Below are 12,347 nucleotides of genomic sequence, written 5' to 3'. Positions count from 1 at the left end.
TTAGCCATCGCATTTCTTCTTATTTAATTCATCACGGGTTGATATATTGAATAAGTTGAACGTTCTCTCCTGATTTTGATTCTGTCAGGAACATCAAATGACTCATATCCTTACTGATCAAAATAAGTGGCAAACTACTGCCGATTGGTGATTCGATTTGTCCGTTAGGCAATTTGATCCCTAGAAAATAATTCTTATAGATTCCTTCCCACAAACCGCCGATCACCTGGTCGGTTTTTTCTTTCGAAAGGCCTGGTAAAGGCAGCAATGAATAATCATAAAGTTTGGTCAAAGGAAGTACATAATAATTTTCGATAGGCACATTGAAATAACGTATCAAGTTATGCCAAATAACCTTAAGCTGTTGATTCGTGGCATGATCCAACATCTTTTTATTGTTGAGGTCCTCTTCGTTTTCAGGAGTTTTGAATGACTCCAGCGGCTGGAGCGGAGTATCGATAACATAGAGTTGATCATAGCTCATGGTTTGTGCGCTTTTGATTACGTCATTCGGGTAATGTAATTCAGCATGATGGAAGCTGATTGCCTCAAAGTGGCCGCTGTCTTCATTCGTGACAACTTTTCTCTGTTGAAGTGTATCGGTGTTTTCTTCCCATTTAGACAACGTATCTTTTAACATGCCATCTTCATACAATAGGGATATATCTTGCCTTAAATAAGCTTTAGTACCGAGAGAAGAATTCACTTTCCATCTTATTTCATATTCGTCTTCATCCTTTTCCTCAAGAAGGATGACTTCTGTTTCTGCAGAAGCAAAAGAAACTGAAGGATCGATTGGAAAATAGATAATGCTTTCCTTTACTTTGGAAGTTTGGTTATTATACATATACAGGGACGTTGCCGTAATTATCCCTAGAATAAGAAAGATGAGCACTTGTTTTTTCATACTTTTTAAACCTCCATGGACATCCTATCCATATAAAATATGAACTTGTCCGGAAGTTTAGAAGGAAATAGTTTTGAGGGGGAACGGAAAATATGAGTCAAAAAGTCAATACGAAAGAAATAACGGATTTGATCAGAGGTTTGGTATCAATTCCAAGCCCATCGGGTAATACGGAACAAGTCATCAGGCATGTAGATGAATATTTCAACAAACTTGGTTTGGAAACGAAACGAAATCATAAAGGCGGATTACTCGTCACCCTACCTGGAGAAAATGACGACCGTCATCGATTTTTGACAGCCCATGTTGATACACTTGGTGCGATGGTCAAAGAAATCAAACCGAACGGAAGGTTGAAATTAACGATGATTGGTGGTTTCAGGTGGAATCACGTTGAAGGGGAATACTGTCAAATCGAGACGGCTGATAACAAGCTTTTTACGGGCACAATCCTCATGCACCAAACTTCGGTACACGTGTACAAAGAAGCAGGCAATGCCAAACGTGATGAAAATAATATAGAAGTCCGTATAGATGAGCGAGTGGAATCAGAACAGGATGTTAAAGAATTAGGGATTTCAGTAGGGGACTTTGTGTCGTTCGACCCTCGTGTCGAAATTACAGAGAGCGGATTCGTCAAATCCCGACATCTTGATGATAAAGCCAGCGTGGCACTATTGATGCATGTCATCAAACTGTTAAAAGAAGAAGGTACAAAGCTTCCATTTACAACCCATTTTTTGATCTCCAATAATGAAGAAATCGGCTATGGAGGTAACTCTAACATTCCGAATGAAACAGAAGAATATCTGGCAGTTGATATGGGGGCGATCGGAGATGGACAAACTACAGATGAATTCACCGTATCCATTTGTGCAAAGGACTCTAGTGGGCCCTATCATCTAGGATTGAGAAAGCACCTTGAGAACCTTTCAAAAGAGAATCATATTGAATACAGGATAGACATTTATCCTTATTATGGATCTGATGCTTCTGCTGCAATCCGAGCGGGCTTCGATTTGAAACATGGTCTTATCGGTCCGGGGATCGATGCATCTCACGCATTCGAACGTACACATGAAACGTCACTATTACATACAGCACGGTTGATCTATCACTATCTGAAATCTGATATGAATTCTTAAAAGAAAGGGGCTTGAAGTGATCCGAATGACTGGTCGCTGAGCTGGCATCACTTCTTCATCCAAACTGCGGGGTCTTGCCTGGCTCGGTTTCCCGCCGGATGTAAATTCCGCTAAATGCAGTATTCTATGTCAACATTAAAATGAACCAGTCTAACGAAAAAGCACTGAACTCATCAGTGCTTTTTCGTTTTCCCACAATATACCCCTGTCCAAGTATGCAAATATTATGATTGGTTAATGATGGTAATTGAAAGGATGGGGAAAATGACGCGAGATAAAAAAGTTCCACAGATCAAAGATTACGATGCAACCATTGCTTATATTAAAGAAGAACTCGGAATTGACAAAAGCTTCGATCAGATCCATCTTGAGCTGGATTATGCCGGAAAACGCATGAGTCTTTTCATGATTGATGGATTTGTTAAAGATGATATCATGCACTATTTGATGAAGCTGCTATCAAAACTTGATCCTGAGGACCTTGACCCCGATCCTTTGACGAAATTGATGCGTACACATCTTCCCTACATGGAGATAGAAGAACAAGCGGATCTTGAAAAAGCGATTGATTTCTCACTAGGGGGACCAAGTCTATTGATCGTTGAAGGGGTAGACACTGTAATCGTAATCGACGCAAGGACCTATCCAGTCCGAGGGCCATCGGAACCTGACTTGGAAAGGGTTGTGCGTGGATCTCGGGATGGATTTGTAGAGACGATCGTCTTTAACACCTCTTTAACAAGGAGACGGGTTCGTGACCGTACCTTACGTATGGAATACATGAAGATCGGAAGAAGATCACAGACAGACATCTGTATTTCCTATATAGAAGATATCGCCGATGAGAAAATTGTTGAAAAGATTAAAGATTCATTATCAAAGATCGATACCGACGGGCTTCCGATGGCTGAAAAGACCATTGAGGAATTTGTATGTGGACAGCATTGGAATCCCTATCCATTAGTAAGGTATACGGAACGGCCAGATACTGCTGCTGTCCATCTTTATGAAGGTCATGTGCTGGTTTTTGTCGATGGTTCCCCGAGTGTCTTGATAACCCCAGCAACTTTTTGGCATCATTTGCAACATATGGAGGAATATCGACAAAAACCTGTCGTCGGAGCATATCTCAGATTTGTAAGATTTTTCGCAGTCTTATTGTCGATCTTTTCTCTCCCTCTTTGGTATTTGTTCTCAATCAGTCCTGAGATGATGCCTGCACAATTGGCCTTTATCGGTCCGGAAGAAGCAGGGGATATTCCTCTGTTCGTCCAACTCATCCTGATTGAAATTGGTTTGGATATCATGAGGATGGCAACTGTACATATCCCATCATCTTTAGCGACTGCTTTAGGGCTAGTTGCAGCTATACTTATTGGCCAGGTGGCAGTTGAGGTTGGATTGTTCCTGAATGAAGTCATTTTGTATATTTCAATCGCAGCGATCGGTTCATTTGCAACCCCTTCATATGAACTCAGTCTTGCGAATCGATTGACAAGGCTGATGCTTTTGATTTTGACAGCCCTGTTCGCCCTGCCCGGCTATATGATAGGAACCACATTGTGGATCATTTTACTTTCACGGCTCAAGTCGTTCCACATTCCTTATCTTTGGCCCTTCCTTCCATTTTCATATAAAGGGCTCAGGGATGTACTGATCCGTTCCCCGATTCCACTCAAGAATCGAAGGCCGACAGTATTACATCCGAAAGATCCCGATCGTTAGGGAAGCAGCTACTGCTTCTCTATTATTTTGTCTACTATCCATCATATTCTTCTGTCTTTTTAAAATCAGTAATAATGATATAATACGATTGGGTGAATTTTATGAAAACGATATTGGACGTCCAACAATTCTTGAAGCGCTTCGGTACATTTATATATACTGGCAACCGCAGCGCTGACTTGGAAATGTATGTATCTGAAATACAAGAATTATATCAAAATGGGATGATCAGCATCGAGGAATATAGAAAAGCGATCCTAATTATTAAAAGTGAACAGAATAAATTGAACTAAGGGATGAGTTATATGACGGAAACAGTGTCAATCGGAATCGATTTAGGTGGGACAACGATCAAAATGGCTATCGTAGATCAACAGGGTAACATTGTAGATAAATGGGAAATCCCTACGGATACAAGCAATAATGGTAGAAATATATCACAAAATATTGCAGATTCGATTAAAGAGAAGACGGAAAACGGTGGATGGAAACTGAAGGATATAGATGGGATCGGAATTGGAGCGCCTGGTTTCATCAATATGGAAAACGGTTTCATTTTCCATGCAGTAAATCTTGGATGGAAAAACTACCCTCTTAAAGATGACTTAGAGCGTAAGACCGGTCTTAAAGTAGTGGTAGATAATGATGCGAATACTGCTGCACTCGGCGAAATGTGGAAAGGAGCGGGAAAACAAGCATCTGACTTGATTTGTATCACTTTAGGAACTGGAATTGGGGGTGGTATCATTTCAAATGGAACCATCCTGCATGGAGCGAATGGTATGGCTGGGGAAATCGGCCATATAACGTCGATTGTTGAAAGTGGCGCACCATGTAATTGTGGAAAGACAGGCTGTCTCGAGACGATCGCATCGGCCACTGGAATCTCAAGAATCGCTACTGAAGGTCTTGAAGAAAACCTTAGTAGTATGCTTTATAAAAAGTGGATTGAGAAGGGAAGAGTTACGGCTGAAGATGTATTTACATGTGCCGCTGAAGGTGATGATTGGGCCAATGAGGTGGTTAAGACCATCACCCACCATCTCGGCCTAGCGATTGCAAATATGGCGAATGTAATCAATCCTTCACGGATTGTCATTGGGGGCGGTGTATCAAAAGCTGGTGACCATCTGATGGCTCCTTTGAAAAAAGTATTCGGGAAGTATGCACTGCCAAGAGTACATGTAGGTGCTGATTTTGCAATTGCCAGCTTAGGAAATGATGCAGGGGTCATCGGCTCTGCTCGCCTTTTGACCCTAAGAAACAGTAATTGATATTCATATCCACGTAAAGTACTTGGATTAATCGAATACTATACAAATCTACAGGAGAGTCATTTTTGACTCTTTTTTTTCATATAATGGCTTGTCTTGAATCATTGATTATAGGCAAAATGTAATGACATGTCGCCGGTTTAGTCATAAACTCCCAAAGCCATTACATAAAAAGTATGAACAAAGTGTGAAGTTACTTCAAATCGTATACAAACTTAAAACTTTTTTCTTATTTGATCGTCTATAGGTTTAACGGTATTTTCAACAGGGGATAGTTAACTTAACATAGGTGTAATATAATTTACAAATTATTGAAAAAGGCTAAATTTCTCTTGAAAAAAAATATAAAAGGGAGTATTATAACAATCATGTGAAAAGCGAATGGAGAAAAAACAATTAAGAAAACTATACTAATTCAAACAAGAGAAAGAATGAGTCATCAAGTCAAGGAGGTAACTGTACGATGTTGAAAAACACCCTATCAAAATATCAGATTATCATCATCACAGGTGTTTTACTATGGTTGAAATCGTATCTGGTATATAAAATTTCGTTTGATCTGAAAATAGAAAATGCTGTTCAAGAAATCATTCTTTTGATCAATCCGCTTAGTTCAGTAGTATTCATTCTAGGTATTGCCCTCTTTTTCTCAGGAAAAGCTCGCAATATCGTGGTTCTACTATTGAATTTCGTAGCGTCATTCATTTTATTCGCAAATATGGTCTACTACCGGTTCTTCAATGATTTCATTACAATTCCGGTATTATTCCAAACAAGTAACATGGGTGACCTGGGGAGCAGTATTACGTCGTTAATTTATCCATATGATCTTTTATTATTCGTGGATATTATTGTTCTTGCAGTTTACATGAAATTACGCAAAATTGAATCGCCAAAACTGTCATCGAAGAAAATTGGGCTTGTGTTTGCGACAAGTTTGATCATTTTCATCGTCAATGTTGGAATCGCCGAGACGGAGCGCCCACAATTATTGACACGTTCTTTTGACCGTGAAATGTTGATTAAGAATATCGGAGCATACAATTACCATGCATATGATGCGATCATCCAGTCAAAAGCGAAAGCGCAACGTGCCTTAGCTGATGGCAGTGAAATCGCTGATATTGAAAACTATGTTAAAGCTGATTATAAAAGCCCGGACCCAGAGATGTTCGGAGCTGCAAAAGATAAAAATGTCGTTATCATTACATTAGAATCAATGCAGAACTTTGTAATTGATAACAATTTAGAAGGAAAAGAAATTACTCCATTTCTTAATGAATTGAAGAAGGATGAAGACACGTATTATTTTCCTAATTTCTATCATCAGACAGGACAGGGAAAAACATCTGATTCAGAATTCTTATTAGACAACTCTATGTATCCTTTACCAAGTGGAGCAGTTTTCTTCACTCATTCACAAAATGAATATCAAGCTACACCAGAACTTTTAAAAGAAGAAGGTTACCATACGGCAAACTTTCATGCGAACAACAAAAGTTTCTGGAATCGTGATATCATGTACAACTCGCTTGGTTATGATAAGTTTTACTCAGCGACGGATTACGATATAAAACCTGAAGAATCAGTTGGTTGGGGTATGAAGGATGAATTCTTTTTCCAACAATCAGTGGATCATATGAAAGAATTACCTGAACCTTATTACACGAAGTTCATCACGTTGACAAACCACTTCCCATTCACTTTGGAACAGGAAGACGAATTCATTCCGGAGTGGTCGTCTAACGATGGTACGGTAAACCGTTATTTTACAACAGTTCGTTATACAGATGAAGCTGTTAAGATGTTCTTCGATAGTCTAAAGAATGAGGGTATGTACGAAGATACCGTATTTATCCTTTACGGAGATCATTATGGAATCTCAGAAAACCATAATAAAGCTATGGGAGAATATCTCGGTAAGGAAATCACACCATTCGAATCGACACAGCTGCAACGTGTACCGATGTATATCCACATTCCTGGAGATGGAAATGGTAAAGTGATGGATACTGTCGGTGGTCAAGTTGACTTAAGACCAACGATCATGCACCTACTAGGAAAAGATACCAAAAATACTATCCAATTTGGATCTGACTTGTTCTCTAAAGAACGTCAAGACTTTGCAGTATTGCGTGACGGAAGCTTTATCACTAAAGATCACGTATATACAGATAACACTTGCTACGATAAAGAGTCTGGTGAAGAAGTAGAGAAAACAGCTTGTGAGCCATTTATGGAAAAAGCGAAGAAAGAACTTGATTACTCTGACCGTATCGTTTATGGAGACTTGCTACGTTTCTTCGATCCGAAAACGGGAACAATCAAAGAAGAATAGATATAACAGAGACCGTGTCAACCAAATGTTGGCACGGTTTTTTATAATGCTTTGTCGTACCTTGATTGTTGATGAAATATTCTCCTCTTCCACATGGGGTCCACAGGACTCCTCACCCTTTCCTCGCTGGGGTTGGCTTGTTCGTTTTTCCTGCAGGAGTTATTGAAAGGTTAGCTTTTTTCCTAAAGAAAGTATGAAATACATTCTAGCAGTGAAAAAAATCAAGAATTAAAATTAACCTAAAGCCCTGCGGATTCTTCCTGTAATCATACATAAAATGATTCATAACTGTATATCCAAACCATATATATGGTGGGAGAATGGTTATTAGGGGGGAAGTTATAATGAAGGTGAGCGTACGTAAAGGAGATACACTTTGGTATCTTGCTAAATTGTTCAATGTGCCACTCCGACTTGTAATCGATTCAAACCGAAAGCTCAATCCATCTAGTCTACAGGTAGGTTCAGAGGTAGAAATACCTGCATATAGAACGGAAAAATATACAATCCAAAAAGGAGATACCTTTTACAAGATTTCACAAAGAAGAAAGCTGGCACTTGATGCCCTCACAATCATGAATCCAAACACTTCTCCAAGTAATCTTCAAATTGGACAAATCATTAACGTGCCTGTTAGGGTAGTCACTCCATATGTGAACCCTAAAACGAAATATGATTGGGCAGCGATGCAGAAAAACGTGAGTTCTTTAAAGGAGGCTTATCCTTTTATTCGGGTGAAATCAATTGGCAAATCAGTACTCGGAAAATCAATTCCTGAAATCCAAATTGGCAACGGAGAAAAGAAAGTCCATATGAATGGGGCGTTTCATGCTCAAGAATGGATTACAACAGCAGTCATAATGAATTTCTTGAATGACTATTTGTTAGCTTTGACGAACCAATGGATGATACGGGGATTAAACATGTCACCTTTTTATGATGGGGAAACTTTATCGATTGTCCCCATGGTCAATCCTGATGGTGTGGATCTTGTTCTTAATGGCCCCCCGGAAAGTGAGTATTACAGAGACTTTGTGCTTGAACTGAATCAAGGAAATACAGATTTCTCTAGGTGGAAGGCGAATATAAGAGGAATAGATTTGAACAATCAGTTCCCTGCAAAATGGGAGGTAGAAAAACCTAGGAAGCCACAATCCCCTGCACCTAGAGACTATCCAGGAGAAAGACCCTTAACCGAACCGGAAACGATCGCTATGGCAGAGCTGACTCGTAATGAGGATTTTGACCGGGTCATCGCTTTTCATACACAAGGAGAAGAAATCTATTGGGGATATGAAGGGGTAGAACCTCCATACACTGAGACAATTGTGAATGAATTTGAACGGGTAAGCGGTTATAAAGCAGTTCGGTATTTAGATAGTTATGCAGGTTATAAAGACTGGTTCATTAAGGAATGGCACCGCCCAGGATTTACTGTTGAACTTGGGGAAGGGGTTAATCCCCTTCCATTAAACCAGTATGACGAGATCTATCAAGAAACTTTAGGAATCATGCTTGCAAGCCTATATATGTAAAAATCACACTTACTGGTGTGGTTTTTACTTTTTACAAAAATAAGAAACGAGAACCTGTGATGGCGTATACGATCAGCCTATCAAAAACAACAACCATCATGAAGAACCATAATCCTTAGGTAAAGGGGAATGACTATTGAGTATAGTATTTGAAAAAGATATCATTGAAATAGTTGAGAATGACGCTTGGATGATAGGTTACTTGTATGCAGTAAAGCAAATGATTCTCCCTGATTGGTGGATTGCACAGGATTTGTCCGTACAAAAATTTGGGACACCTTACATGAATTCAACTAACGGACGAAATTTGGCGGATATCGATGTCCTCTGCTTCAATTCAAATTACATTTGATGAGGGTCATGAATAGAAATTAGAGAACGATTTGGACATGTTCTAGCCTGATATCCCCCATGGTCAGTCAAAATGAAGCAAGAATGTACCTTGTGAAGGACATTCCGCCTTATATATCAACTGTAGACGCAATTTCGAAATTTCCCGAGACTGCTACTGCGTTAGGTCTCAAAATAAATGAGCATGGGTTGGAAGGTATCTGGAAGCGATTAAAAATAACGTATATTGGATGAGGTTCAGCAGAAAGATGGTCCTTATATATAAAACATTTCCCTTGTGGTTTGTAAAGTATACGTTTCAGGTAAAGACTATTTGATAATATAGGATATTGGAGTCGGAGGTATATGGACAAGAATCAATCGATCATCACTTGTAAAGATGTATCTACAGATCGCTTGAAAGACATTTCATTCGAGCTTAGACGTAAACAGATTATGACAATTGTCGGTCCTTCTGGAGCGGGAAAAAGCAGCTTGCTATTTTTATTGAACCGATTGGAAGAACCGATCTCTGGCAAAATTTATTATTTAGGCCAGAACATCAAAGATATACCTGTTACTCAATTGCGATGTGAAATTGGGATGGTTTTTCAGTCGGCTTATCTATTTGATGGAACTGCAGAGGAAAATATACAATATGGTCCGAAAATGAGTGGAAAATTAGAGGACTGCAATGTTGACCGCTTACTTGATTTGGTAGACCTTCCTAAGTCCTTCAAGATGCGCCACGTCACATCATTATCAGGCGGAGAACAGCAGAGGGTCGCCATAGCGAGGACTTTTGCCAATAAACCTTCAGTGCTATTGCTTGATGAAGCAACAAGCGCATTGGATATAAAGACAACGGAACATATAGAAGAGCTTTTGATCCGTTTAAGGGATGAGAAAGAAATTTCTATATTGATGGTCACTCATAATCTTAAACAGGCGGAACGAATGGGAAGCCAAACTCTATATATGGAAGAAGGAAAACTTATTGAAAGAGGGATGACGACTAGAATGTTCGCACATCCTGAGACAAATCATTTTGAGAAATTTTTAAAGGAGTAGGACCCGATGGAAGGTACTGAACTATCCAACTTATCGTTATTATTCATTATTGTTTTCGTTTTCATTCCAGTATCGCTTTCTTACTGGTTTTCGCTGAACCTATCAAAAACGATCATATGGTCATCCATACGTGGAGTGGTACAGCTATTCATCATCGGTTATGTATTGACCTTTCTATTTGATTTGCCTAATTGGCAAGGGATCGGTCTATGGGTGGCAGTCATGGTTGTTGTAGCAACGATAAACGCTGCCAGAAAAGGCAAAAATATTCCTTTCGTATTCCCAGTTGTATTCATCATCATTGCCCTCACGGAAGTGTTTATCATTTCGTTATGGTTATTATTTGGATATATCCCTTTTTCTGCTGAAAAAGTGATCCCTATCAGCGGCATGATAATAGGGAATAGCATGATCGCCATTGGACTTGCCATCGAACGGTTGCAGAGTCAATTCAGAGAAGAGAAAGGAAGGGTATTAGCAGCCTTATCTTTAGGAGCAACTCCACAGCAAGCTTCTTTACAAATTGTACAAAAGACATTGAAGGCAGCTATGATTCCGAATATAGACGGTTTGAAGACGATCGGCTTAGTCCAATTGCCTGGCATGATGACAGGCCTGATCTTAGGAGGCGTTTCACCAATGGATGCAGTCCGTTATCAAATCGTCATCTCACTAAGTATTTTTGTTTCTGTGGCGGTCTGTGCGATGATGGTGACCATATTACTTTACAGATTTTATTTTAATGATAAAATGCAACTAATCAATATAAATTCTTAGAGGAGGGTTACAATGGCAATAGTTGATGTAACAGTAGTACCGCTAGGAACGAAAACCCCGAGTATGAGTGAGGATGTAGCTGAAGTCCAAAAAGTTCTTGACCGAAACACGGACAAGATCACGTACAAACTCACACCGATGAGTACCTTGATTGAAGGGGAACTTGATGATCTATTCGATGTAATCAAACAAATTCACGAAGTACCGTTCAAAAATGGCATAGAGAGAGTTTCAACGAATATCCGCTTAGATGATCGCCGGGACAAAAAAGTGAGTATGGAAGATAAAGTAGAATCCGTTGAGCAAAAATTATAAGAGTAATAAAAAAGATTGACCGAAACGGTCAATCTTTTTTCCTGTGGACGGTTTAGTGTCCGCCGCCCCAACCACCAGTATGGAAGATGTCAATTACGGTCATCACCGTAAACCATCCGAATACTGCAACAGTCAAGAAGGCAAAACCTAATGCAAAAATATTTTTTCTTTTAAATTCTCTAAATAACGCCCAAATTGCGAAAAGGGTTACAAGGCCAAAGATGATTGCCAATGCCATAAACTTTCCCCCCTTATGTTGTTGTTAGTTTTACTATAACCTAATTTTCCGAAAACAATCTATGTAATAGAATGATTGCCTACCCTATTGTACCTGTTTTTTGTTTGCTTGTCGAGATTCCATTCCTTACAAAAGTGTGACGGACACTTGATAGGCTGAACCGATTTGTTTGATAAGATCCCCCTGTTGCCGATCTGCAAAATAGACGAAAGGATTTACAGATTCATCGACTGCAACTAAATGTTCTTCCATTTGGAGCATGGCCATTTTGATATCATCTTCTTCCTCATCATTTATACGAAAGGGTACCGTCATTTCTTTATACAAGTAAACACGATTTGAGGATGAAACAAACCCATAATCCGTATTGAAAGAAGCTGCTGGTGACTGAAGCGGGTATAGCTCAAATGTCTCTTCATATAGATTCTCTCGTTCAAAAAGATCTTTAAGTGCTTGTTTTTCGGATTCTGTTTGGACAATACACAAACGATCATCACGATCAAGGATCGATGCCGTTTCGGCTATTTTACGTACAAATTGGCTGGAAAACCCTGAGGAGTGCCCCTTTAAATCCCGATGTTCAACGCCATAGAGAATTTGCATAGTTCCCTCACTTTCCTTATAACAATAGAATTGGTATTGTAGAATGGAATACATACTTCAATTTTGAATTTCTTATAGTGTAGAATAAA

The 12,347-nt window shown here is 39.3% G+C and carries 14 protein-coding genes; 11 read left to right on the top strand and 3 right to left on the bottom strand.

From position 1 onward, the window contains the following. Positions 1 to 31: 31 nt before the first annotated feature. A complete protein-coding gene (locus L1611_RS01765; RefSeq protein ID WP_236311333.1) occupies positions 32 to 907 on the bottom strand; it encodes a hypothetical protein in 876 nt (291 codons plus the stop codon). Between the two features lie 92 nt (positions 908 to 999). On the opposite strand from L1611_RS01765, the gene L1611_RS01760 reads away from it, so the two are divergent. The 11 genes from L1611_RS01760 to L1611_RS01715 all read left to right on the top strand — a co-directional run bounded on the left by L1611_RS01760 (position 1,000) and on the right by L1611_RS01715 (position 11,417). Continuing rightward, positions 1,000 to 2,052: a M42 family metallopeptidase gene (locus tag L1611_RS01760; RefSeq protein WP_236311332.1), complete on the top strand. Its 1,053-nt coding sequence runs from the start codon at positions 1,000 to 1,002 to the stop codon at positions 2,050 to 2,052. Positions 2,053 to 2,316: 264 nt separating this feature from the next. Further along, the gene (locus tag L1611_RS01755) at positions 2,317 to 3,777 is read left to right on the top strand and encodes a spore germination protein (protein WP_236311331.1); all 1,461 of its coding nucleotides are present in this window, start codon (positions 2,317 to 2,319) and stop codon (positions 3,775 to 3,777) included. A 101-nt stretch (positions 3,778 to 3,878) separates the two neighbouring features. Further along, positions 3,879 to 4,070 carry a YqgQ family protein gene (locus tag L1611_RS01750; RefSeq protein ID WP_236311330.1) on the top strand — a complete coding sequence of 64 codons (192 nt, stop codon included), beginning with the start codon at positions 3,879 to 3,881 and terminating at the stop codon, positions 4,068 to 4,070. Positions 4,071 to 4,082: 12 nt separating this feature from the next. Beyond that, a complete protein-coding gene (locus L1611_RS01745) occupies positions 4,083 to 5,051 on the top strand; it encodes an ROK family glucokinase (RefSeq protein ID WP_236311329.1) in 969 nt (322 codons plus the stop codon). A gap of 463 nt (positions 5,052 to 5,514) precedes the next feature. Further along, positions 5,515 to 7,389, top strand: a complete 1,875-nt coding sequence (locus tag L1611_RS01740) for an LTA synthase family protein (RefSeq protein ID WP_236311328.1) — start codon at positions 5,515 to 5,517, stop codon at positions 7,387 to 7,389. Positions 7,390 to 7,733: 344 nt separating this feature from the next. After that, positions 7,734 to 8,924 (top strand): M14 family metallopeptidase, encoded by a 1,191-nt coding sequence (locus tag L1611_RS01735; protein ID WP_236311327.1) that lies wholly within the window; start codon positions 7,734 to 7,736, stop codon positions 8,922 to 8,924. A gap of 136 nt (positions 8,925 to 9,060) precedes the next feature. Next, the gene (locus tag L1611_RS01730; RefSeq protein ID WP_236311326.1) at positions 9,061 to 9,276 is read left to right on the top strand and encodes a hypothetical protein; all 216 of its coding nucleotides are present in this window, start codon (positions 9,061 to 9,063) and stop codon (positions 9,274 to 9,276) included. A gap of 59 nt (positions 9,277 to 9,335) precedes the next feature. After that, positions 9,336 to 9,509 (top strand): nucleotidyltransferase family protein, encoded by a 174-nt coding sequence (locus tag L1611_RS20880; protein WP_407681687.1) that lies wholly within the window; start codon positions 9,336 to 9,338, stop codon positions 9,507 to 9,509. A gap of 111 nt (positions 9,510 to 9,620) precedes the next feature. Then, the gene (locus L1611_RS01725; RefSeq protein WP_236311325.1) at positions 9,621 to 10,325 is read left to right on the top strand and encodes an ABC transporter ATP-binding protein; all 705 of its coding nucleotides are present in this window, start codon (positions 9,621 to 9,623) and stop codon (positions 10,323 to 10,325) included. 6 nt (positions 10,326 to 10,331) lie between these two features. Next, a complete protein-coding gene (locus tag L1611_RS01720) occupies positions 10,332 to 11,102 on the top strand; it encodes an ABC transporter permease (protein ID WP_236311323.1) in 771 nt (256 codons plus the stop codon). A gap of 12 nt (positions 11,103 to 11,114) precedes the next feature. After that, positions 11,115 to 11,417: an MTH1187 family thiamine-binding protein gene (locus tag L1611_RS01715; protein ID WP_236311322.1), complete on the top strand. Its 303-nt coding sequence runs from the start codon at positions 11,115 to 11,117 to the stop codon at positions 11,415 to 11,417. A gap of 52 nt (positions 11,418 to 11,469) precedes the next feature. On the opposite strand, the gene L1611_RS01710 is transcribed toward L1611_RS01715, so the two are convergent. Together L1611_RS01710 and L1611_RS01705 are read right to left on the bottom strand one after the other, a co-directional pair. Next, positions 11,470 to 11,655, bottom strand: coding sequence for a DUF2759 domain-containing protein (locus L1611_RS01710; RefSeq protein ID WP_236311321.1), 186 nt, complete (start codon positions 11,653 to 11,655; stop codon positions 11,470 to 11,472). Positions 11,656 to 11,781: 126 nt separating this feature from the next. Further along, positions 11,782 to 12,258: a hypothetical protein gene (locus L1611_RS01705; RefSeq protein WP_236311320.1), complete on the bottom strand. Its 477-nt coding sequence runs from the start codon at positions 12,256 to 12,258 to the stop codon at positions 11,782 to 11,784. Positions 12,259 to 12,347 lie beyond the last annotated feature (89 nt).

The sequence above is a fragment of the Pseudalkalibacillus salsuginis genome, from assembly GCF_021646685.1.
Classification (GTDB): Bacteria; Bacillota; Bacilli; order Bacillales; family Fictibacillaceae; genus Pseudalkalibacillus; species Pseudalkalibacillus salsuginis.
The sequence above is the reverse complement of the archived record's forward strand: the minus strand, read 5'-3'. Positions and strand labels throughout refer to the sequence as shown.